The sequence below is a fragment of the Deinococcus sp. Arct2-2 genome (assembly GCF_004801315.1).
GTDB lineage: Bacteria > Deinococcota > Deinococci > Deinococcales > Deinococcaceae > Deinococcus.
Genome location: NZ_SSNW01000005.1, coordinates 15,382 through 37,536 on the forward strand (window position 1 = coordinate 15,382; position 22,155 = coordinate 37,536).

Annotated in this window: 24 protein-coding genes; 12 read left to right on the plus strand and 12 right to left on the minus strand. The window is 62.9% G+C overall.

All coding sequences use genetic code 11. The annotated features are described in order from the left end of the window. Positions 1 to 4 precede the first annotated feature (4 nt). Both E7T06_RS03595 and E7T06_RS03600 read left to right on the plus strand, forming a co-directional pair. The gene (locus E7T06_RS03595; RefSeq protein WP_136364489.1) at positions 5 to 1,048 is read left to right on the plus strand and encodes an alpha/beta fold hydrolase; all 1,044 of its coding nucleotides are present in this window, start codon (positions 5 to 7) and stop codon (positions 1,046 to 1,048) included. Between the two features lie 31 nt (positions 1,049 to 1,079). Next, a complete protein-coding gene (locus E7T06_RS03600) occupies positions 1,080 to 1,796 on the plus strand; it encodes an SDR family oxidoreductase (RefSeq protein ID WP_136364490.1) in 717 nt (238 codons plus the stop codon). A 6-nt stretch (positions 1,797 to 1,802) separates the two neighbouring features. On the opposite strand, the gene E7T06_RS03605 is transcribed toward E7T06_RS03600, so the two are convergent. Both E7T06_RS03605 and E7T06_RS03610 read right to left on the minus strand, forming a co-directional pair. Continuing rightward, positions 1,803 to 2,606 carry a class I SAM-dependent methyltransferase gene (locus E7T06_RS03605; RefSeq protein WP_136364491.1) on the minus strand — a complete coding sequence of 268 codons (804 nt, stop codon included), beginning with the start codon at positions 2,604 to 2,606 and terminating at the stop codon, positions 1,803 to 1,805. A 23-nt stretch (positions 2,607 to 2,629) separates the two neighbouring features. Then, positions 2,630 to 3,148, minus strand: a complete 519-nt coding sequence (locus tag E7T06_RS03610; protein ID WP_136364492.1) for a hypothetical protein — start codon at positions 3,146 to 3,148, stop codon at positions 2,630 to 2,632. 290 nt (positions 3,149 to 3,438) lie between these two features. On the opposite strand from E7T06_RS03610, the gene E7T06_RS03615 reads away from it, so the two are divergent. Beyond that, entirely contained in the window at positions 3,439 to 4,845 is a 1,407-nt protein-coding gene (locus tag E7T06_RS03615) for an RtcB family protein (protein WP_136364493.1), read from the plus strand. An 82-nt stretch (positions 4,846 to 4,927) separates the two neighbouring features. Here the strand turns inward: E7T06_RS03615 and E7T06_RS03620 are convergent, their stop codons facing one another. The 4 genes from E7T06_RS03620 to aguB form a co-directional block, all read right to left on the minus strand. Next, positions 4,928 to 5,359 carry a hypothetical protein gene (locus E7T06_RS03620; RefSeq protein WP_136364494.1) on the minus strand — a complete coding sequence of 144 codons (432 nt, stop codon included), beginning with the start codon at positions 5,357 to 5,359 and terminating at the stop codon, positions 4,928 to 4,930. Positions 5,360 to 5,931: 572 nt separating this feature from the next. Next, complete coding sequence (locus E7T06_RS03625; protein WP_136364495.1) at positions 5,932 to 7,281, minus strand: M20/M25/M40 family metallo-hydrolase; 1,350 nt, start codon at positions 7,279 to 7,281, stop codon at positions 5,932 to 5,934. 251 nt (positions 7,282 to 7,532) lie between these two features. Then, complete coding sequence (gene galE, locus E7T06_RS03630) at positions 7,533 to 8,525, minus strand: UDP-glucose 4-epimerase GalE (RefSeq protein ID WP_136364496.1); 993 nt, start codon at positions 8,523 to 8,525, stop codon at positions 7,533 to 7,535. A 140-nt stretch (positions 8,526 to 8,665) separates the two neighbouring features. After that, a complete protein-coding gene (gene aguB / locus E7T06_RS03635; RefSeq protein WP_136364497.1) occupies positions 8,666 to 9,559 on the minus strand; it encodes an N-carbamoylputrescine amidase in 894 nt (297 codons plus the stop codon). Between the two features lie 64 nt (positions 9,560 to 9,623). Here aguB and E7T06_RS03640 point away from each other — a divergent pair, with 64 nt between their 5' ends. Beyond that, positions 9,624 to 10,268, plus strand: a complete 645-nt coding sequence (locus E7T06_RS03640; protein WP_136364498.1) for a DsbA family protein — start codon at positions 9,624 to 9,626, stop codon at positions 10,266 to 10,268. On the opposite strand, the gene E7T06_RS03645 is transcribed toward E7T06_RS03640, so the two are convergent. The 4 genes from E7T06_RS03645 to E7T06_RS03660 all read right to left on the minus strand — a co-directional run bounded on the left by E7T06_RS03645 (position 10,231) and on the right by E7T06_RS03660 (position 14,133). Continuing rightward, positions 10,231 to 10,857 (minus strand): GNAT family N-acetyltransferase, encoded by a 627-nt coding sequence (locus E7T06_RS03645; protein WP_136364499.1) that lies wholly within the window; start codon positions 10,855 to 10,857, stop codon positions 10,231 to 10,233. The genes E7T06_RS03640 and E7T06_RS03645 overlap by 38 nt on opposite strands. Continuing rightward, entirely contained in the window at positions 10,847 to 11,863 is a 1,017-nt protein-coding gene (locus tag E7T06_RS03650) for an agmatine deiminase family protein (protein ID WP_136364574.1), read from the minus strand. Before E7T06_RS03650 ends, E7T06_RS03645 begins: the two co-directional genes overlap by 11 nt. Before the next feature lie 368 nt (positions 11,864 to 12,231). Further along, positions 12,232 to 12,552, minus strand: coding sequence for a hypothetical protein (locus E7T06_RS03655; RefSeq protein ID WP_240740826.1), 321 nt, complete (start codon positions 12,550 to 12,552; stop codon positions 12,232 to 12,234). A 174-nt stretch (positions 12,553 to 12,726) separates the two neighbouring features. After that, the gene (locus E7T06_RS03660; RefSeq protein WP_136364500.1) at positions 12,727 to 14,133 is read right to left on the minus strand and encodes an RNB domain-containing ribonuclease; all 1,407 of its coding nucleotides are present in this window, start codon (positions 14,131 to 14,133) and stop codon (positions 12,727 to 12,729) included. 207 nt (positions 14,134 to 14,340) lie between these two features. On the opposite strand from E7T06_RS03660, the gene E7T06_RS03665 reads away from it, so the two are divergent. The 3 genes from E7T06_RS03665 (at position 14,341) to E7T06_RS03675 (ending at position 16,295) form a co-directional block, all read left to right on the plus strand. Beyond that, entirely contained in the window at positions 14,341 to 15,234 is an 894-nt protein-coding gene (locus tag E7T06_RS03665) for a hypothetical protein (protein WP_136364501.1), read from the plus strand. Further along, positions 15,231 to 15,869, plus strand: a complete 639-nt coding sequence (locus E7T06_RS03670; protein ID WP_136364502.1) for a hypothetical protein — start codon at positions 15,231 to 15,233, stop codon at positions 15,867 to 15,869. Before E7T06_RS03665 ends, E7T06_RS03670 begins: the two co-directional genes overlap by 4 nt. A 69-nt stretch (positions 15,870 to 15,938) precedes the next feature. After that, positions 15,939 to 16,295, plus strand: a complete 357-nt coding sequence (locus E7T06_RS03675) for a DUF2089 domain-containing protein (RefSeq protein ID WP_064013474.1) — start codon at positions 15,939 to 15,941, stop codon at positions 16,293 to 16,295. A gap of 161 nt (positions 16,296 to 16,456) precedes the next feature. On the opposite strand, the gene E7T06_RS03680 is transcribed toward E7T06_RS03675, so the two are convergent. Continuing rightward, a complete protein-coding gene (locus E7T06_RS03680; protein WP_136364503.1) occupies positions 16,457 to 16,915 on the minus strand; it encodes a SufE family protein in 459 nt (152 codons plus the stop codon). A gap of 160 nt (positions 16,916 to 17,075) precedes the next feature. Between E7T06_RS03680 and E7T06_RS03685 the strand changes: the two genes are divergently transcribed. Continuing rightward, complete coding sequence (locus tag E7T06_RS03685; protein ID WP_136364504.1) at positions 17,076 to 17,948, plus strand: sulfurtransferase; 873 nt, start codon at positions 17,076 to 17,078, stop codon at positions 17,946 to 17,948. A gap of 438 nt (positions 17,949 to 18,386) precedes the next feature. Further along, positions 18,387 to 19,778 carry a dienelactone hydrolase gene (locus tag E7T06_RS03690; RefSeq protein ID WP_136364505.1) on the plus strand — a complete coding sequence of 464 codons (1,392 nt, stop codon included), beginning with the start codon at positions 18,387 to 18,389 and terminating at the stop codon, positions 19,776 to 19,778. Positions 19,779 to 19,900: 122 nt separating this feature from the next. On the opposite strand, the gene E7T06_RS03695 is transcribed toward E7T06_RS03690, so the two are convergent. Further along, a complete protein-coding gene (locus E7T06_RS03695) occupies positions 19,901 to 20,866 on the minus strand; it encodes a metallophosphoesterase (RefSeq protein ID WP_136364506.1) in 966 nt (321 codons plus the stop codon). Between the two features lie 71 nt (positions 20,867 to 20,937). Here E7T06_RS03695 and E7T06_RS03700 point away from each other — a divergent pair, with 71 nt between their 5' ends. The 3 genes from E7T06_RS03700 to E7T06_RS03710 are packed head-to-tail and all read left to right on the plus strand — an operon-like array spanning position 20,938 to position 22,139. Next, on the plus strand, positions 20,938 to 21,207 hold the full coding sequence (locus E7T06_RS03700) for a hypothetical protein (RefSeq protein ID WP_136364507.1): 270 nt from the start codon (positions 20,938 to 20,940) through the stop codon (positions 21,205 to 21,207). Between the two features lie 27 nt (positions 21,208 to 21,234). Beyond that, the gene (locus E7T06_RS03705) at positions 21,235 to 21,603 is read left to right on the plus strand and encodes an MmcQ/YjbR family DNA-binding protein (RefSeq protein WP_136364508.1); all 369 of its coding nucleotides are present in this window, start codon (positions 21,235 to 21,237) and stop codon (positions 21,601 to 21,603) included. Further along, positions 21,600 to 22,139: a hypothetical protein gene (locus tag E7T06_RS03710; protein ID WP_136364509.1), complete on the plus strand. Its 540-nt coding sequence runs from the start codon at positions 21,600 to 21,602 to the stop codon at positions 22,137 to 22,139. Before E7T06_RS03705 ends, E7T06_RS03710 begins: the two co-directional genes overlap by 4 nt. The last annotated feature ends 16 nt before the right edge of the window (positions 22,140 to 22,155 follow it).

Genomic DNA, 22,155 nt, shown 5'->3' on the forward strand with positions numbered 1-22,155 from the left:
CGCGATGCGGCGTCTGGTGCAACTGGGGTTACTACTGCTGGTGGCGGGTGCGGGCTGGGTAGCCGTGACCCAGCCGGAGAATCTGCCGTTCGCGCTACCGGGAAATTCAGCGAGTCAGCCGACGACTTCCACTCCATCTGACCCCACCGCACCTGCCCCAAACGGCACCCTGACCGACACGGCCCTGACGGCACTGGTGTCGCGGCAGCCCATCAGTGTGCAGGCGCTCCGGGCGCGGCAATATCCCGGCAGCGCCCTGACGGTGCGTGAAACTTTGCGGGCCGGGGCCAACTATTCGCGGCAAGTCGTCAGCTACCAGTCGGATGGGCTACGAATCAATGCCCTGCTGACCGTGCCCAACGGTGCGCCGCCGCCGGGGGGCTGGCCTGCCATCGTGTTCAATCACGGCTACATTCCGCCCGACGAGTACCGCACCACCGAACGCTATGTGGCCTACCAAGACGCCTTTGCCAGAGCCGGATTCGTGACCCTGAAGAGCGATTACCGGGGACACGGCAGCAGTGAGGGCGAGGCACTCGGCGGCTACAACGACCCCGGCTATACGGTAGACGTGCTGAACGCCGCCGCCAGCCTGAAGGCCGACAAGCGCGTGAATCCGGCGCGGCTGGGGCTGTGGGGCCACTCAATGGGGGGCCAACTGAGTTTGCGGGCCATGCTGGTTGATAAAAGCCTTAAAGCCGCGTCGCTGTGGGCGGGCGTAGTCGCGGGCTATGACGTGTTGGCGACCGATTGGAACCCGCCTGCCACTGGCCCCAAACCCACGCTAGACCGCCTGAACCGCCGTTATCTGCGGGCACTCAGCCCCAATGCCCTGCTGCGCGACCTAAACGGCAGGCCCATTCAGCTTCATCACGGCACGGGCGACGCCGATGTGCCCTACGCCTTTCAGAAAGCCTTGGCCGACGACTTGCGGGCCGCTGGGCAGGGTGTGGAAGCTTACCGCTACGAGGGCGACAACCACAATTTGAGCCAGAATTTGCAAGTGGCCCTCCGGCGCAGCGTGGCATTTTTTAAGGCCAATCTGTGAACTTTCATGCTTACAGGAGTAGTCTCGGTCTATGACAGCAGCAACTCCGGCAGGCAAAGTTCTTCTTATTACGGGCGCGAGTACGGGCATCGGCGCGGCCACAGCGCGGCAGGCAGTGCAGGCAGGCTGGCGCGTGGCGCTCTTGGCCCGCAGCGAGGACAAATTGCAGGCGTTGGCCGCAGAATTGGGCGAGGAACAGGCCATCGCCCTCCGCGCCGACGTGACCCAGTGGCCTGACTTAGAGCGGGCGGTGGACGCCACGCTGGAACGTTTTGGGCAGCTAGACGCGGCCCTTGCCAACGCAGGATTCACGGCAGGTGCGCCCCGCTACGCCACTGGCGACCCCACGCCCGACGAGTGGCGCGACATGATCCTGACCAACGTGTTGGGGGCTGCCCTCACCGCCCGTGCCACGTTGCCGCACCTGATCGGCAGCCGGGGCCACCTGTTGTTGGTGGGGTCTGTGGCCGGAAGAGTCGCCACCCCCGGCCCCTACAGTGCCACCAAATGGGCGATTTCGGGCATGGGCGAAAGCATCCGGCGCGAAGTGAGCGCACAGGGCGTGCGCGTGACCACCATTGAACCGGGCCGAGTCGAAACTCCGTTTTGGGCGGAAGGCAAGAAGCCACCAAACGCCGAATTCTTGCAAGACGACGATGTGGCCCGCGCTATTTTGTACGCGCTCCAGCAGCCCGCGCATGTGGCGATCAACGAATTGCTGATCCGCCCGACGACGCAGGACGTCTAAGCGCGATTAGACCTGCCCGACAGCCAATATATGGGCGCTGACACCCCATAGGTGCGGGTCTGTTTCTGTACGCCGCACCAAGTCCAGCAGCCGCTCCCGGCGTTCTGGGTCAGCCCACAGCAAGTCAAACTCCGGCACGATGTTGCCCAATCCTTCCACCGCGTACAGGGCTGCATTCGTCAATCCAGCGTCCTCAACCTCGGCCAGCACCTCTGCCGGACTATGAAAATAGGCCTCTGTGAACCACCCCAGCGCCGGGTCAGGCGGCAAATGCAGGCCCGTATCGAGGGTGTGCTTCCGCATGGCCGCAAAGCGCGGATCGGCGTCCATGCCCGCCAGCAGGCCGTCTAGGGCACTGGCTGTGCGGGTAATGACGGCGGCCAACACGACTCCGCCCGCCTTCACACAGCGCCGCGCTTCCCTTAAGGCCGTCACTCGGTCTGCTCGCCCGGTGAGGTGATAGAGCGGCCCAAACAACAGCGCCGCGTCTGCCGAAGCCGCCGCGTAGGGCAAGGCGCGGGCGTCGCCCACCACCGCCGATTCCAAACGCGCCAGTGTGGAGTCTTGTTGAACCCGCTCTATGTGCTTGGGCATGGCGTCCAGCAAGTGCACCGAGTAGCCGCGCTCCAGCAGCCAGCGCGAATACGGCCCGGTGCCGCCGCCGATGTCCAGAATGCGGGCGGGGGCAGGCGGCAAAAACCGCACCATCAGTTCGAGGGTGCGGACAAATTCCAATTGGTTGCTGCCCTGCAACAGCCGCTCATGCTCCCGATCCTGCTCGTAATAGGCGTTCAGCGGGTCTGAAGACATGCCGGAAGTTTAGCCGATAAGGCTTAGCGGCTCAGATCGTAGCCCGTGACTTTCTGGCCGGGGCGGGGGTTGGTGGTGCTGATCGCCTCGCGCCTGTCGTACAGGTTCCAGCCCTGCGTCACGTTCATTTCGGGTGTGAAGCGGGTGGCCGGAACGTTGCCCCCGACTTGGCTATAAATGAGCCACTGCTGGTTGCGGGCCACGCTGTCCACTTCGGTACCGTCTAGGGAAGCGTTGTTGTTGGCGTCGTTGTAGGCCACCACCTGATAGACGCCTGCCACGCCCGGCACGTTGGGCAAATCCACGCCAAAATTCCAAGAATTGATGCCCGTGCTGACTACATTTTGGGCCAAATTGCTGTTGTTGGTCACGACTTCGGGAAAGCCTGCGCCGACCAAAGCAAGGCGCAAGCGGGGATCATTTCCCCAACTGCCGCCCAAGCTGCCGCTGACATCGTAGGTGTCGGGCGCTTGGATGCCACGCGGCCCGCAGGCGGCCAGAGCCAAAGGAATGCACAAGAGCAGAAGGGCAGATTTTCTCATATGCCTAGATTAAAGCGTGAAACTGATGGGAGCGTGAAGCGGCACTCATTCCAGAAAACCTACTCAGGCCCTATGCGCCACTTTGCCGATGTGCCGGAGCGGGCAGAGGCGGCAGACTAGGGCCGAACACAGAGCCACACACAGAGGGAGGGCGCAGAATGCAAGACAAAACAGATTCGGACGATTGGCGAAGGACACCAACGGGCGACAGCGGAAGCACACGCCGCGCCCCCACCCCCTAACACGCGGGCAAGCGAGCAGCACAGCGGCTTCCCGCACAAGGACTGACGATGAACGGGAAGCAAATTACCAAACTTGGATTTGAACGCAAAGCGATTGGCTTGGCACTGGCCGCCGCGAGCTTACGCGAAGGCGCGGGCCTGAGCCGCGATGAGATTTTAGGCGAGTTGCGCGGCGTGCAGGCCAACCCAGACGCCTTCTTGGGCGGAGTCTACGACAACCTAGCCGCCGAACTGATCGCGGTGCGCGGCGTGCAGGAAGCGCGGGCCTCCAGCGACCTGCGGCCTGCCCCCCTGCCCTACCCGGTGTGGGGCGCAGACCTGATCGACCCCGGCGCACACACCCAAATGGACATGGCGATGCGCCTGCCCATCACGCGTGCCGGGGCGCTGATGCCCGACGCACACGTAGGCTACGGCCTGCCCATTGGTGGTGTACTGGCCACCGAAAACGCCGTAATTCCGTATGGCGTGGGCGTGGATATCGGCTGCTCCATGATGCTCAGCGTGCTGCCCTTGCCCAGTGGCGCACTGAAAACCGAAGAAGCCAAAGCCCTGCTGATGCGGCATACCCGCTTTGGCGCGGGCGTAGGTTTCGAGAAGCGTGACCGTGAAGACCACGCCGTGCTGCACGAAGACACGTGGGACGCCCTGCCCCTGCTGGGCCACCTGCACGAGAAGGCCATTAACCAGATCGGCACGAGCGGCAGCGGCAACCACTTTGCCGAATTCGGGACATTCACGCTCACGGCGCCTGATCCGGAACTGAACTTAGAGGCGGGCGACTATCTGGCCCTGCTGACCCACAGCGGCTCGCGGGGATTCGGGGCGCAGGTGGCCAACCACTTTACGCGGCTGGCCCAAGACCTTCACCCCACGTTGGACAAGAGCGCCCAAAAACTGGCGTGGCTCCCGCTGGATACCGACGAAGGTCAGGCCTACTGGCTCGCCATGAACTTGGCTGGCCGCTACGCCCTCGCCAACCACGACCTGATTCATACCCGGCTGGCCCGTGCGCTGGGAGAAACCCCGCTGCTGCGCGTCAGCAACAGCCACAACCTTGCTTGGAAGCAGCAGGTAGACGGCAAGGAACTGATCGTGCACCGCAAAGGCGCGACCCCCGCTGCCGCCGGACAACTGGGCCTGATTCCCGGCAGCATGGCCGACCCCGGTTTCTTGGTGCGTGGGCGCGGCAACCCGGCAGCGTTGGCGAGTGCCAGTCACGGCGCAGGCCGTCAGCTTGGGCGCAAAGCTGCCATCAACGCGCTTGCCAAAAAAGACGTGCAGGCCTACTTAGATCGTCACAGCATCACCCTGATCGGCGGCGGCATAGACGAAGCGCCGCAAGCCTACAAGCGAATCGAAGACGTGATTGCCCGCCAGACCGATCTGGTAGACGTGCTGGGTCAGTTCATGCCCAAAGTGGTGCGGATGGACACGGGCAACGAGGATGTTTGAGGACAGAGATAGTGCTGAGTAGGATAAAGAGAGTCGACGCCTGTGCTTAGGCGTCGACTCTCCTCTCTGGTGTATTTCGACTCTACTGGACGCGCAGGCCACCAGCATAGGTCACGCTGAGCTGAAGTCCACCTAACGGGGAGGCCTCTAGAGCTGTCTTGACCACCTCTCCTGTGCCCGTGCATTTGAATTCACTCGACATTAGGGTGTCAGCCGCAGGGGTGGGCAAAACGAATTGAAAGTAGCGCCCGGTAGTCGTCAGTCTCACCGGGGCAAAGGCATGTTCGCTTTCCAGAATCACGTCGTTGAGCAAGATGCGGTAGCTCAAGCTCTCGCCGAGATCAGCCTTAGTTTTAGCGCCTATGACACGCATAGTCCACGTCACGTCTCCACAGGCCGCGAGTACGTTTTGCGCCAGCATAACTTCTGTGCCCACACCACTGAATGGCGCAGGGGCCAGACGGTGACAAGAGGTCAAGGCGGTGAGGGCGAGAAGAATCGAGAGTGGTTTCATGGGGGAGCCTCGTTGATTGAGCATGGATGCGAGCGGCACCATGAGAGTTGCTTGAGCGGTTAGCAATATGACATGACTTTCCGTGCGCCGCCCTTTGTTCGCAGCAATCTCAACAGCAGATGCTCCGGCCCAGGTTAATTGTGTCCCAAAGAATGGGTTTTTTCCCGTGCATAGTGGAAGACCAAACGGGCCTGATCGTCGTAAAGATTTATGCTAGAGCCAGCCGAAAAAAAGTTGAACTCAGACGGTATGAACGCATGGTCAACTCTAGCAAGCTGGTGTTGTCGCCGGGTGAGGCCAACGCCTAAGCACAAGCCCTGCCTTCGTTTTTCCTATCCAGCAACCCCAAAACGCCGCCCCCATCCGTGTGAGGCCGTCGTGCGTGCAACGCGCGGGCCAATTCCAGTGTCAAGACGACTAGCAATTCCGCTTCAAATGAACGGGCAAGCCGAGTCTGAACGCGACAAGATCAATCCTGCCTAGCGCAGCGCCGCTCCCCCTACCCGGTGGGGTAGGGGGCTGGGGGGTGGGGCAAAACGTGGGACAAGCCCAACAACCCCAAATCCAATCCGCTAAAGCCCCCGCCCCAGCCGCTCCAACAACGCCACCCCAAACGCCACACCCTTCTCAAAATGCACCCGCAAAATATTCTCGTTCGGCGCGTGAATTCGTCCGGCCAAATTGCCGATGCCCATAGCCACGCAGGGCACACCCAAAAACTCGTTAAACGGCGACATGGGGCCGCTGGCCGCGCTGCTGGGATGAATGATTGGCTCTAGACCGTGCGCTTCCCGTGCCGCCTCTAGGCAGGCCACCACAAACGGATGCCCCGCGTCGGCACGGGCAGGCTTCTGGTGAGATTCCAGTTCCACGACTTCCACATCGTCAAGGCCCTGAGTGGCGAGGTGGGCACGCAAGAGCGCCAAAATCTGCTCCGGGTCTTGGTCAGGCACCAACCGGAAATCCAGCTTGACGCTGCCGTGCGCGGGCAACACGGTTTTGCTGCCTTCGCCCTGATACCCGCCGCTCCAGCCGTTCACATTGACGACGGGCAGCAAGTTGGTGCGCCGGAAATAATCGGGGCCAGTGGCGAGGGGCCGGGTGACGCCGTAGGTATCGCGCACGGCCTGACCGTCGCCGGGAATGGTGGCGATGGCGGCCAGATCAGCGGGGCTGGGGTCGCGCACGGCGTCATGAAAGCCGGAAATGGTGACGCGGCCCGTATCGTCGCGGAGCGTTGACACAGCGCGGGCGAGACGGTACAGCGGATTGTCGATCACTGCGCCCAAACTGCTGTGCAGGTCGGAGTCGGCCACGCGGCAACGCAGTTCCACGCACATCACGCCCTTCAGTCCTAATGAGGCTACCGGACGGCCTTCGGGCGTAATAGAGCCGAATTCCCACCAGCAGCCGTCGGCCCGCAGCTCGTCGGCGTGGGCCTCCACAAAGGCGTCTAGGCTGGGGCTGCCCACTTCTTCCTCACCCTCCAGCAGCCAGCGCACCCGCAGCGGCAACCGCCCGCCGTGCCGCTCACGCACCGCCCGTACCGCCGCCAGCCGCGAAATAAACTCGCCCTTATCGTCGCTGACGCCGCGTGCATACAGCCGCCCCTCCCGCTCGGTGAGGGCAAACGGGGGGCTGTCCCAGAGTTCGGTGGGGTCTTCGGGCTGCACGTCGTAATGGTTGTAAATGAGCAGGGTGGTGGGGCCGCTACCCGCTTCGGCTACCAGCACAGGCGCGACGGTGCCCGGATATTCGCGCACCGTAAAGCCTTCCGCTTCCAGCAAGCGCGTCACGTAGGCCGCCGCTTCGGGCAGCATCCGGCCCTGTGCGCTCACACTTTCTATAGCCACGAAGTCGGCCAAATCCGACAAGCCACGTGCGATGTGGGCCGACAGGTCGCTGGGTTGGGGGGAAGTCATGGGCTTCAGGGTAAGCGATGGCGGGGGATTTGGGGTTGTGTGGGGCTTGGTCTAAGGGTCTAGGGTCGAAGGGTCTAAGAAGGGCAATCGCTTTGCTCATTCCTCCTCACCCCGTTGCTGGCGCAGCGCCCCTCTCTCTTCGAGCTGTTCCAGTCCCACAAGGGGCGAGGAGGAACGGCCTTGAGGGGCACTGGGCTTTTCCTAGTCCCTTAGACCCTTAGACGCCCTTCAGCACCCGCCAAACGCCGAATTTACTTCTCGAACCCGTGCGGATGCGTGCGGTGCCATTCCCACGCGCTCGCCACGATTTCTTTGAGGTCGGTAAACTTGGGGCTAAATCCCAGTTCGTTCACGATCAGCTTGGCGTCGGCCACCAAACGCGGGGGGTCTCCGGCGCGGCGGGGGGCCAGTTCGCGGGTCAGGGGCGTGCCCACCACCGCGTCTACAGCGTCCAGCACTTCGCGCACGCTGAAGCCGTGACCCAATCCCACGTTGTAGGTGGTCGCCACTTGCCCGCCGCCGTGCAGGGCTTCTACGGCCAGCACATGTGCATCGGCCAAATCCTGCACGTGCACGTAATCGCGGACACAGGTGCCGTCGGGCGTGGGGTAATCGTCGCCAAAAATCATCATCTTCTCGCGCTGGCCCAAAGCGGTGAGGCAGGCCAGTTCGATCAGGTGGGTCTTGTTGGCGTGCGCTTCGCCAATGGTGCCGCCCGGAGCCGCGCCACACACGTTGAAGTAGCGCAGGATGGTATACGGCAGGCCGTGCGCCGTGCCAAATGCATGAATCATCTGCTCAGTCATCCACTTGGTTTCGCCGTACACGCTTTCGGGCTGCTTGGTGGCCGTCTCGGGAATCGGCACGGCGTCGGTGGTGCCGTACACGGCGGCGGTAGAGGAAAACACCAGCGGAATCTTGCGCGTTTCTACGATGGCTTGCAGCAGGTTCAGGCTGCCCAACACGTTGTTTCGGTAGTAGCGGCCCGGTGCCCGCATACTCTCGCCCACTTCGATCAGGGCGGCAAAATGAATCACGGCGTCAGGTTGGTGGGCATTCAGCGCGGCTTTCACGGCCTCGGCGTCCAGCAAGTCAGCCTTCACCAACGTCACTTCGGGCGGCAAGGCTTCCGGGTGTCCGCTGGAAAGGTTGTCCAGCACGACGACGCTATGTCCTGCTGCCCGCAGTTGCCGCACTGTATGCGACCCGATGTAGCCCGCTCCGCCCACCACCAGAAGTTTCATGGGGGTAGGTTAGCAAAGGATTTTGGGATGGCGAGTTGAGAATCTAAGCTACGGAAAGGTTTAAGGGGCCAGAGTCTAATAGTCTAAGAAGTGCAAAAGCTGCGCAGGGCTGCCTCTGCCTACGCTTTGGCCCTGCCGCATCAGTCCCGGCGCGTCACTCCGTCCAGCGTCATCAGCGAGCCGTACAACTCCGGGCGGCGGTCTCTGAAAAAGCCCATGCCAGCGCGAAATCTGCGGGCTTCTTTCAGGTTCAGGGTGTGGGTCAGTGCGCCTTCCTCGGTGTCCCCCAATTCGGCCACGATTTCGCCCGTGTAGTCGGCCAAAAAGGAGTGTCCGTAATAGGTTTGGGTGAGGTCGCCCACGACTTCGGTGCCGATTCGGTTGGCGGCTCCCACATACGCCGAGTTGCTCACGGCGTGGCCCTGCATGGCCCGCTGCCACATGCCGTGGTTGTTGGGGCTTTCCACGCCTTCGGGTTCGCTGCCAATGGCGGTGGGATATAGCAGGAAGTCGGCCCCGGCCAGCATCAGGGCGCGGGCGGTTTCGGGATACCACTGATCCCAGCAGATGCCCACGCCGATGCGCCCAAACTGCGTTTGCCACACCTTGAAGCCGGTATCGCCGGGGTTGAAGTAATACTTTTCTTCGTAGCCGGGGCCGTCCGGAATATGGGTTTTGCGGTAGTTGCCCAGCAGCGTGCCGCCGGAATCTATGCACACGAGGCTGTTGTAGTGCGCCTGCCCCGCCCGCTCGAAGTAAGAAATGGGCAGCACCACGCCGAGTTCCTGCGCCAAGTTCTGAAAGCGCCCGATAAACGGGTGGCCTTCCAGCGGGTGCGCCAATTCAAAATATTCTTCGCGCTCCACCTGACAGAAGTACAGGTTCTCGAACAGTTCGGGCAGCAAGATCACCCGTGCGCCTGCTTTGGCGGCGTCACGCACATGGGCCTCGGCGCGGGCCACGTTGTCTTCCAATTGGTCGGTCACGTGCATTTGAATCACGGCTAGATCGAGGGTGTCGGGGGTGCGGATCATGCGTTCAGGCTACCCGACACGGTGGGCGACAGTGGTGATTTAGGTCTTGTGCTAGCGTTCCGGCATGACTGCACCCGCAACCGATGTCTTCTTTGACTTCCTGTGCCCCTATGCTTGGCGCGGGATAGAATTGGCCGCCGTGCTGCGGGCGCAAGGGCACGTTTTCCGACTACGACACTTTTCCTTGGTGCAGGGCAACCACGCCGAAAACGCTGGCAAAGAGGGTGTGGTCTGGTGGCTCACCGATCAGGCGTTGGGGGAAGGCAGCCCGTACCAGCAAAATAGCTTGGCCGCATTTTTGGCCGCCCACGCCGCCGCGCAGCAGGGCGAGGAGTTGCACTGGGCTTTCACGCTGGCGCTCTACCGCGCCGTCCACGAACACAAAAAGCCGCTGGATGAAGCCGCCATTGCCGGAGCCGCCCAGACTGCCGGACTGAATCTGGACGCCTTCGCCGCCGCCCGCACCGATAATGAGGGCCTCCGTGCCAGCCTGCGTGCAGAATTGGCCGAGGCCGCCGACATTGGCGTGTTCGGCACGCCCACCTTCGTGCTCCCAGACGGTAGCGCCGCCTATTACCGCTTCGAAAACCTGACCCGTGACCCTGAAACGGCGCTTGCTTGGTGGAACCTCTACGGAGAAGTCTTGCGCTCTGGCGCGGGCATTGCCACAGTTAAGCGGGCGAAGAACCGTCCAGCGCAGAAGGCGTAAGCTCCGCAGCATTCATTCCCAGCCGCCGCGCCACTTCTCCCTCTGCCCGCTTTAGGCCGCAGCGCACGTCCATGTAGTCGCGGTACACGGGATCGAAGCTGTAGATCAGCACCGCCAGCATCCCGTGATGGTCTATCTCCATGCCCTGAAGACGGAATCCGGCCCGCAGTTTGGGGATCAGTACCGCGTTGTTGGTGGCGTGGTGGTGGCTGCGAACCAGCGTGTATCCCTCGGCCTTCAGGACGTCCAGCACGATGGGCAGCAGGCGCGAATACACCCCTTTACCCCGGTGCTGCGGCAAGAGCGCCGTATTGATCATGTAGGCGGTGCGGGCGTCCCATTGCCGCGAGATTTGCCAGCCTGCCACCTCGCCGCCGTGCAAGATCAGCCACGCATGGCGCTTGCCGTCTGGCGTAGCAAACGGCGCGTCGGCTTGCCAATCGAACGACACGCTTTGGTACGCTTCGCCTTCCAGTCTGTCGGCTACGGCCCAAGCCTCGGCGTTGGTCACGGGGCGCAGGCTGTAGCCGCCCCCTAAATCGGTGTCTGGGGCTAGCGCGTCTGGTACGGGGAAAGCTTCATTCCCCATTCCACGCCTGCCCAAGCGGTTGCTGCTGCGTGATGCAGTGAAAGCTTCCGCCGCCTTCGATGATGGCGCGGCTGCTGAGGCCGATCACTTCGCGGCCCGGAAAGAGGGGGCGCAGCACTTCTAGGGCGGGCAAATCGTTAGGGTCGCCGTATTGCGGCACCACCACGAAGCCGTTGCCGATATAAAAATTGGCGTAGGTGGGCGGCAAACGGCCTTCCGCACCCTCCAGACGCTCGGCGGGCAGCGGCAATTCCACCACCCGGAACGGCTGGCCGCTCAGGTCGGTCATGCCCCGGAGCTGCGCCAAGTTGCCCGCCATGGTTGTGTGGTTCGGGTCTGCCGGGTTCGGCTCCACGCTGGTCACGATGGTCTGCTCATCCACAAAGCGCGTGATGGTGTCGATGTGGCCGTCGGTGTGGTCGTTTTCTAGGCCGCCGTCCAGCCACAGCAATTTCTGAATGCCCAACGTGTCGCGTAAGAGTTCGGCGTACCCTTCTTCGGTCAGGCCCGGATTGCGCGTGTCGGTCAGGAAGCACGAACGGGTGGTGAGGCCCACGCCCGCGCCGTTCACTTCCAGCCCGCCGCCTTCCAGTACTTCGGGCCTGTCCCAGTGCGTCAGGTTCAGGGTGTGCGCCACGTATTCCGGCACTCGGTCATCATGCCCGGAATCAAATTTGCCGCCCCAAGCGTTAAACCGCCAGTTGATCAGGCTCAGGTCGGCGTCTGCGCCCGTGCCCCGCGTGACAAAAATAGGGCCGTTGTCGCGCATCCACACGTCGTCCAGCGGCACATGATGCAGGCTGACATTGGCCCCTTCCAGCCGTTCGCGGGCGTCCTGCTCGCTTTCGGTATCGCGCACCAGCAGATGCACGGGTTCAAAGCGGGCGATGGTTCTCACCAGTTCGGCAAACTCGGCCCGCACCGCGTCCAGATGCCCAAACCACAACTCATTGTCAGCGGGCCAGCCCATCCACGTCGCGGCGTGCGCGGCCCACTCTGCGGGCATGGCGAACCCGTGCGCGGCAGCGGGGGCGTCTTGCGGCAGCAGGTGTTGTTCGGGGGCGGGCAGGTCAGAGCGGGTCACGTGGGGCATTGTCTCATTCCGGCGAGTGGGGAAGGTGATGGGGTGGTTTTTCTGAGGTGGAAGGTGAACCCCCCCGTTGCTCCGCAATGCCCCCCCTTGAGGGGAGGACAACAGCTTTGGCGCTCCCCTTGAGGGGGGCTGGCTGCGCAGCAGACCGGGGGGTTTACACGCGGCATAAATCTGATTTGGAAGGTGAACCCCCGTTGCTGACGCAACGCCCCCCCCTTAAGGGGAGGACAACGGCAAAACGGGCGAAGCATCCCCGCCTCGCCCGCTTCCGTTCAACTTCTTCAGCCCAGCAACGGCGTATCGCCCAGATCGGTACTCGCCAGTGCCCGGAATTCATCGGCTTTCTCGGTAAAGCCCATCTGGTCGTAGCAGGCGGCCAGCTTCAGCGCAAAAAACTGCGTGGCGCGGGCGTCTTCGCGGCGTTCGGCGGCCTCCAAGCAGTCCCGGTAATGGCGCACGGCGAGGTGATACTGCGCCCCGCCCTCGGCGTGTTCGGCCCGGCAATGGCTGATCCGCAGGGCCACGATGTCGGTGGGAAGGCTCCCGGCAGCGTGGGCAGAGGGTGCGCTTTGCAAGTTCACGTTAGAGGTCGCGCCGTTCATGGCCCCGATTTTAAGCGTCTAGCGCAGTAGATGAATGAAAGGTGAACCGGATTTGGCGCTATACGGCTGTGTTTCCAAGCGTTGTTTAGAGCGGGTAAAGACTTTTGTTGGCAATTCGGCGTGACGGGTGTACGCTAAGATTTCGCCAAGTTTTTCACATTCCTTGTGTTGGCCCTATTCTCCCGTGACGACTTTGGCCCGCACCGTCAGCTTGGGCAAATCCACATCGGTCAGGCGCACACGCAACGCCGTTCCTGCCGGGGCGGGGGTACTCAGGGGCAAGTCGTAGGCCAGATCGGGAATCAGCAGCGTAGCTTGCGGGCCGCGCCGATCTACAATTACGGCGTCCCACACGCGGTCTGGCTGAGCGGCCACGTAGCGCAGAGTATGGTGCTTGCGGCTCAGGCGTTCGGCCTGCCGGGTGGCGTCGGCGTTCATCTGGGCCTCGGCCACGCGGGCAGCAACGGCCTTGCCCCCCAGCGGTTCGGTACCGGTCAAGTGCGAGCGCAACTGCTGATGCACCACCAGATCGAGGTAACGGCGCATAGGGCTGGTGGCCTGCACGTACAACTCCAGCCCCATGCCGTGATGCGGCCCCGGCGAAGGCTGAAAGCGCGTGCGGGCCAGCGTGCGGCGGCGTGCCCATTGTGCGGGCAGGGTGTCGCCGTGCACGTCGCGGGTGGGCGCGTCCTGCGTGGCAAACGGCAGGGCGATGCTGTGATCGTCACCGAAAATGGCGGCCCCCCAGCCTGCCAGCGTCATCGATTCCTGCACCACGAACCGCATTTCCGGCTTGGGCAGCGGCGACACTTCCGCGCCGTGTGCGTCGGCCTTCACGCGCACTTCGGGCAGGTCTATGCTCATGGCCCCTTCCGATTCGCGCAAGAAGCGGCTGGCACGGGCAAGGCGGGCCAGCGTCACAAACGGTTCTGCGCCCGCATCCAGCCGGTCTTGCGCTTGCGAGTAGGTCAGCCGGGTCACGCGCACACGGCTCAGGCACACGTCTACGGCATCGGCGTTGCCGTCCGAATCCAGATCGAGGCTGATGGACAGCGCGGGCATGGTGTCGTGCAGGCCGAGGCCGGTGCGTTCCACCAACTCGTCGGGCAGCATCCCGATGGTCTGGTCAGGCAAATACAGCGTCGCGCCGCGTGCGCGGGCCTCCAAGTCCAGCGGGCTGTCTGCGGTCACCAACGCCGAAACGTCGGCCACATGCACCCACAGCCGCGTGAGGTCATCTGGCAAGGCTTCAATGCCCACCGCGTCGTCGGGGTCACGGTTGCCCTCGTCGTCAATGGCAAAGGCTTCGAGGTGAGTCAGGTCTAGGCGGGCTTCATCGGCAAAGTCGGGCACAGGCAGTGTTACGGCGGTTAAGGCTGCGCCCAGACGGTCTGCATACGGCGTTCGGGCGTCTGTCCAAGTCCCCAACCGCAGCAGCAGGGCATGGGCCGATTCGGGCGTTTCAGCCTGACCTGATTCGCGCAGGGTGCGGCTTTTTTCGGCCTTGCCCCGCGCCAGCAGTTCTATTTCGGTGCGTTGGGCTGGGGTGAGCTGATCGGCAGTGAGGGAGGGCAGAGTCATGGGTCAAAGGATAAGGGGCGGGGCAGGGGAGAGAGGAGCAGTTGAGCGAATAGAAACTTGGGCTTGCTAGTCCCCCTGAGGAGGCCAATCGCCGTCCTAGTTAGAGGCTGTCTGACATACGGATTATCTATCCAAACTTCATTAACTCTAAAACTGCGCTTGACAATCTGTGAGTTTGGTGTTTCTATATATGCACAGGAGACGAACATGAATGAACAACATCAACCCGAAGATTTCCGTTCGCAAGTCCAGCGTCTGGTGGCCGAAGGCAAACTCACCCCCGATGAGGCGGCAGGCTTGCTGGAAGGAGATTCGCCCAACGAAGCTGGGACAGAGGCGATGGCCCTGATGCCCACCCAGAGCGCCGACCAGTTCAGGGACACGCCGCCCGATCTTGATCTGCACGTCAGTGGATTCGTCCTGACCGTGCTGCACGACGCGCACCTGTCGGCCCCTCAACTGAGCGCCAACCGCGACGGCGAAGTAGCTTTGCGGGCCACCGCCACCGGCTGGAGCGTGCGCCGCCTGACCCATTCCGGCCACCATACCTTTAGCCTGAAAGCGATTTTGGCCCTGCCTTTTGCGCCCCGCAACGTGCATGCACAGGTGGAGGGCGGCAGCCTGACCCTGCCCGATCTGGCCGGAGAAATGCAGGCCGAAGTGAATGGCGGCCACCTGAAAATGGGCCGCGCCGCCAGCCTGAACGCCGAAGTGAACGGCGGCAATTTGACGGCCACCGAACTGGGCGGCCCCACGCACCTGAACGTGAACGGCGGCAACCTGACGCTGGAGGGCGCACGCAGCCTGAATGCCAGCATCAATGGCGGCAACCTGCGCTGGGCGGGCCTGCTGACGGGCGGCAACCACCGCCTAGAAGTGAACGCCGGAAACGCGACTTTGTACCTGAAAGAAGGCAGCAACGTGACCTTGCAGGCCGAAGTGACAGTCGGGGCCTTCAAGTCCGACTTTGCTACCAGTCAATCCGGCGGCTTCCTGAACACCCGGCATGGCGGGCGACTGGGTAGCGGCGAAGCGCAACTGTCTTGCCGAGTCACGGCGGGTCAAGTCAAGGTGCTGAGCGGATCGGGGGTAGCGTTATGAAAGAGAAGGTAAAGCGCATTTTGGATTTGGTGCGGGCCGGAAAACTTGACCTGAACGACGCTGCGCCGCTGCTGGCTGCCCTGAGTGCGCGGCTGGCCCTCACCGACGCAGACCGCGAACTGATCGGCTCGCTGCTGGCCCGCGAGGAAATGGAGACTGGGCAAGTGGCCGAACATCTGATGCTGTTGCGCGGCGTGCGCGATACGCCCCCAGCCCCGCCGCGCCCACCCGCTCCCCCCAGTTGGGATGAGCAGTTTCCCGGTTCTCAGGCTTTCGGACGGGGCATGAATGTAGACGTGAATCTGGAGGGGATTATGGATCGAGTCAATGAGCGTCTAAGCAGTGTGATGGGGCGCGGAAATTCGGCGGGTGCGCCTCCCCGTGCCGGAGCCACCGCCCGAATTCTGCGCGTGCAGGTAGAGTCCAGCGACGGCGACGAATACGACGCCAACCTGCCCGTGAGCCTTGCGCCGCACCTACACAAGCTGATTCCAGCGCACGGCATTCGCGCCCTAGAACGCGCTGGCCTGAGCCTAGAGGCCCTGCAACTCCTGATAGAAGCGTCGCCGCCTCCCGGTAACCTGATCAACGCCGAAGACAGCGACGGCAACAGCGTAAAGCTGACGCTCTCGTAGGGGGAACGGTGCGGGAAACGTGGAATGGCCCTGTCTCCGTTTCCCACTCCATCGCCTACAGTGAATCCCATGCCCCGCCCCCTGCCCATCCCTTTCCCCGATGAAACGGAAGCGCCCACTGTGACTGAACTGCGGTTTCCCAGCAGCGGCGTCACGGTGCGCGGCGATTTTACCCTCAACGAATTTGCGACCCTCACGCCCGACAATCTGGAATTTCTGCGCCTGTACGTGCGGGTACGTGGGAATCTGAAGGAAGTGGAGCGCGTGCTGGGCGTGTCTTACCCCACCGTCCGCGCACGCTTCGATACGCTCTTGCGGGCCATCGGCTACGAACCCGAACCCGCCGATCCACAATCGGAAGTGCTGGAACGGCTGGAGCGCGGGGAAATTACGCCGGATGAGGCGGCGCGGAAGTTGCGGCGGTAGTGGGTTGGAGTTGGAAGGTGAACCCCCCCATTGCTGGCGCAACGCCCCCCCTTAAGGGGAGGACTTAACAGCTTTTGCGCTCCCCTTAAGGGGGGCTGGCTGCGAACTGGTACAGCTCCGCAGGAGAGCAGACTGGGGGTCTACCCGGAATCGTCGCCTACTTACGCCCCTTCAACATGCGCCTGCACATCCCGCTTCAGCCGCATCAGAATTGCGCCCATGCCACGCAGCCGCATGGGCGTAATCAGTTCGGTCAGGCCCATATCCATATAAAACTGATCCGGCACACTCAGGATGGTTTCGGGGCTTTCGCCGTTCAGTGCCTCGCTCAGAATGCCTGCGTAGCCGCGCACGGTGGGGGCTTCTTCGGGCACCTTGAAGAACATCTGCACGCCGCCGTCTACCTCTTTGGTCACCAAAAAGAACGGGCTGGCGCACTCGGGTACAGGCTGCAAAAACTCGGGGTGATCGATGTATTGCTGCGGCAGGGGCGGCAATTTGCGGCTGTATTCCAGCAGGGCTTGCAGGCGCAGCGGCTTGGGCGCACGCCGGAACAAATCCACGATGACTTGCAGCTTCTCGGGGAGGGGCGCAGTGGGGGGGGTAGAGTCGGCGGTCATGGGGCCACTGTACCCCCGGCACCGGGCGGGATATGGTAAGGCTTGTCCAGTTGACCTACTTTGTCAATTAGTACACCGATTGGGTACAATGTGGCCCGACAGTGTGAGTTGACCGCCCCGCGCCCAGTTGTTGCGCCCCCATTCCTCAGGAGGAATCCCCATGACCCAGCAAACGAACTATGCAAAAGACGTTCTCGTCGACACCGATTGGGTGGCCGCCAACCTCAACACCCCCGGCGTGCGCCTCGTTGAAGTGAACGAGGACATCTTGCTGTATGACACGGGCCACATTCCCGGCGCGGTGAAGGTGGACTGGCAGGGCGACTTCTGGCATCCCGTGGAGCGCGACTTTATTACCGCCGATGAAGTGTCGGCGCTGCTGGGCCGCCTCGGGATCAAGGAAGGCGACCAGATCGTGCTGTACGGCGATAAGAGCAACTGGTGGGCCTCTTACGCTTACTGGTTCCTGAGCTACAGCGGCGTGAAAAACCTGAAGCTGATGAACGGCGGACGCCAGAAGTGGGTGGCCGAAGGCCGCGAGCAGACCACCGACGCCACTTCAACGACGCCCACCACGTATCCGGCCCTGACCCGTGACGAAAGCCTGCGGGCCTACCGCGACGAAGTGCGGGCACATCTGGAGAGCGTGAAGGCCGGAACGGGCGCACTCGTAGACGTTCGCAGCCCCGACGAGTTTTCGGGCAAGGTCACGCATATGCCCGCCTACCCCCAAGAAGGCGTGCTGCGCGGCGGCCACATCCCCGGCGCACGCAGTATTCCTTGGGCGCGGGCCACCAACGAAGACGGCACCTTCAAGAGCGCCGACGAACTGACCGCCCTCTACGGCGGCGAAGGCGTGACGCCCGACAAAGACGTGATCGCGTATTGCCGCATCGCCGAACGCTCCAGCCACAGCTGGTTCGTGCTGCGCGAACTGCTGGGCTACCCTAACGTCCGCAACTACGACGGCTCGTGGACAGAATGGGGCAACGGCGTGGGCTTGCCCATCGAGAAGACCTACAGCGAGGCGTAAGCCACTCAGTAGGGACAAAAAATTAAGTGAAGGCCGGAGCGGTGGGAAGCTGCTCCGGCTTTTTTGTGGTTTGTCGGGGCGGATATGCCGCTGAATCGCCCCCTCACCCCGCTGCTGACGCAGCGCCCCTCTCCCACGAGTGGAGAGGGCAACATCCGAGACTGGAATCTTGGGTGTTGCTCCCTCACCCTTGAGGGGGGAGGTTGGGACTCGCAGAGCTGCGCCAGCAGAGGGGGTGAGTGAGCCACGCGATTGCCCTTCCACCCAAAGACCTAAACCTGACCTTTAACTATCTCCCCAATCTCACCTTTGACGTTACGCTGAACCTCGCAACAGACAATTCAGTGTCTCCCCGTAGACGTTCCTCTCAGCCCGCGCTGGCTTAGGCGTTGCCGCCCCGGCCCGTTCACGGCCCGCCCCTCTCCCGGAGGTTTCCCCATGAAACGACTTGGCCTGTCCATCACACTCGCGGCGCTGGCTTCGACTGGCACCTTGACCTCTTGCACGCTGATGTCGGGGGGCATGGCGCAAACGTCCCCAATGGTGTTGCCCGCCCTGTCGGTTCCCGGCGACCTGCGCCCCGATGCACCCGCCCTCAGCGCACGCGGCAACTACGCGGTGGGCGTGCAGACACTGAAACTGGTGAATCCGGGCCAACTGGACATCGTGAACGCGCCCAAAGAGGGAGCCATTCCGCGCTATGACCGCCCGCTGACGGTGGAAGTCTGGTATCCCACGACGGGGGCCAGCAGTGCGGGCGCAACCACCTACGGCGACGTGCTGGGCAGCGGCCCCAACGATCCCAAGCGGCCCAATACGCCGTTTACGACGCCCGGACGCGCCACCCGCAACGCTCCGGCCAACCTTCAGGGCGGGCCATTTCCGCTGGTCATCGTGTCTCACGGCTATCCCGGCAGCCGCAGCCTGATGACCTACCTCACCGAAAACTTGGCGAGCAAAGGCTATATCGTGGCCGCCATAGACCACACCGACAGCACGCACGGCGACAAGGCGGCTTTTGCCAGCACGCTGCTGAACCGCCCGCTAGACGATATGTTCGTGCTGAACGAAATGGCGCGGTTGGGGGCGGCGGGCAGTGGCAGCGTGCTGAGCGGGATGGTGAACGCCGATCAGACCGGGTTGGTGGGCTACAGCATGGGCGGCTACGGCGCACTGAACGCGGCGGGCGCAGGATTTGGCCCGCAGATGCTGCCGCTGGTGCCGGGAGGCGCGTTGGCCGCACGCCAAACCGGAGCCTACGCCACCGATCCCCGCGTGAAAGCTGTGGTGGCCTTCGCTCCGTGGGGTGCAGATGCCGCTGTGAAGGCCATCGGCGTCAATTTTGGCGGCCCATACGGCTTCTGGGATGAAGCAGGCTTGGCGGCCCTCAAAGTCCCGACGATATTTATCGTGGGCGACAAGGATGACGTGGCGTTTTATGGGGGCGGCGTGAAATCCCTGTTCGAGAACGCCGTGAATGCCGAGCGATACATGGTGGTCTACCAAAACGCCAGCCACAATTCGGCCCCCAATCCGCCGCCCGCCGCCACGCTGGGCAGCTTCGACGACTACATGCACTACGCCGAACCCGCGTGGGACATGGGCCGCCTGAACAACATCAACCAGCATTTCGTGACGGCCTTCCTAGATACCAAACTGAAAGGTTCGGCCTCTGCCGCCGCGTACCTGAACGTACCTACCGCCCTGTCAAATGACGGCAAATTCAGCCGCAACGCAGACGGCACACCCAAGGCCGACGACACCTATTGGCCCGGATTCCAAAACCGCACGGCGCGGGGCATGGAGTTTTACAAGATGATGCCGAAGTAGGGGCAGCCCCCCCGTTGCTTTGCAGCCAGCCCCCCTTGAAGGGAGCGCACATGCTGTTGTCCTCCCCTCTAAGGGGGGGCGTTGCAAAGCAACGGGGGGGTTCACCCGGAACCGTCTCCCCCTCACCGAAACTCCTCCACCCGCACCAACGGCCCGCCCAATCCACCGATTCGGGCGGGTAATACGTTGGGATCAACCGCCGCGCCCGTGTCGGCATCCACGGCGTGCAGGCGGGCGGTTCCGGCCTGCACATCAATGTCTAGAACGCTGACCACGCTGCGGGCCGTACCGGGAAAGCCCACGTAGTCGCGCCCGCCGATGCCCCCGCTGCTCAGCACGTTCAGGTTGCCCAATTTGGCCGGATAGTACGCTGCGTGGTGCCCGCTGATGTAAGCCAGCACGCGCCCCCGCTCCATCACCTCGCGCAGTGGGGCGGCTTCCGTAATCACTTCGCCGGGTTTGTTTTTGCCCTCGCTGACGCCTGCCAGCGGCAGATGCCCCACTACCAAGCGAACGCCTGCCGCCCGTGCTTGCGGTGTGACGAGTTGCGCGGCCAGCCATGCCCGCTGCGTGGCGTCTACTTTTGGCCCGCTGGCGTCCAGTACGGCAATAAACAGGGTACGTCCGGCCTTGTCGGTGCGCGTCAGGCTGTAGCGGAAGGGATACTGCGCCGCGTCTACCACTGTTCCGGCGGGTGCAAACCGCGTCCAGTACGCCGCCGCTTCCCGCCTGTCCCGCGCAAGGCTGGCGTCGTGGTTGCCCAGCGTAAACACGAAAGGAATGCCAGCCTTTGCCAGTGGCCCGCGCACCTCTCGATCAAAGCTGGCCCACATGCCACGCACGTTGGCGTCGGTCAGGCTGGCTTTCTGGCCCGCGATCAGGTCGCCCGCCGACAGCACTACATCGGGTTTCCAAGTGTTGATGATGCGGCTGAGGCTGGATTTCAGCGCAGACGGATAGCTCAGGCTGCCATACGAACCGTTGATGTCGCTGAGGACGGCGACGCGCAGGAGGTCAGAGGCGGCGGGCGGCAAAGGCGTGCTAGACAGCAGGAAAGGCAAGAGCAGAGGCACGAGCAGACGGCGCATAACCACCACTTGATCATGATTCCTTGAGCCAACCGTCAGACGGCCCTGACATGGCCCGCGCAGACTAGGGCATGACCCAAAACGATGACCGCAACGACGCCTTGCCCGTGAATCCTGTGCTGTCGGTACGCGGGCCAGACCAGACCGAACACATCTCTGCTGAGCAAGGCGACGCCCCCGCCGACGTTGCCCAGCGCCCTATTCCGCCCATGCTCACCCCCAGCACCGAAGGCCTCAGCGCGGGCGAGGTCAGCACGATGCTTGGCGGTGACGCCAGCATGACCGAAGCCAATGAAGCCCTCGGCACGGCGGAAGGTCTGGATACTATTACCGAAAGCTGAAGCTTGTGGGCGTGCCACACTGCGCCCATGCGTTCTATGTCCGATCTGCGTGCGGCGTGCGCGGCCCTGCCTCATTCCCAAGAAACGTTTCCATTCGGCCTAGACACCCTCGTTTGGAAGGTTGGGTTGCCCGACGCTGCCAAAATGTACGCGCTGACCGGCATCAACGCTGATCCGCTGACGCTCTCGCTGAAGGTTCGGCCCGAAGACGGCGACACGTTGCGGGCCGCGCACGCCGCGATTGTGCCGGGCTATCACCTGAATAAGCGCCACTGGGTCACGGTCACGTTGGACGGCAGTCTGCCCGACGACTTGGTGCAGGAACTCTTGGCCGGAAGTCACGCCTTGGTCTTGGCAAGCTTCACGCGGGCGCAGCGGGCAGAATTGGGCCTATGAAGGTCAACATCGGTGCTGGCGAGAAACACTGGGACGGCTGGAGTTCCACTCAACAGGCGGAATTGGATTTGCTGGAACCCGCTACGTTTGCCCGCTTTTTTGGTGATGCGAGAGCCAAGGCTTTCCTCTGCGAACACGTGTGGGAGCACTTGACGGTGCAACAGGGGAGAGCGGCGGCGCGGTTGGTCTTCGCCTATTTAAACCCCGGCGGGTTCCTGCGCGTGGCTGTGCCAGACGCTCTGCATCCCGATCCGGCTTATCAAGCGATGGTGGCGGTCAATGGCCCCGGCCCCGCCGCCGATCATCAAATCGTGTACACGCTGGACACCTTCGCGCCCATCTTCGCCGCCGCTGGATTCCGCGTGCGCCCGCTGGAATGGTGGGATGCGGCGGGCCAGTTTCACCGCGCCGACTGGAACCCAGCCGATGCACCGATAGGCCGCTGTAGCCATCTGGATGATCGAAACGCGGCGTGGCGAGCGGTCACAGGCAAGCCGGGATTCACAAGCCTGATTTTGGATTGCTTCCGGCCATAAGGAGCCGGGAGCCGAA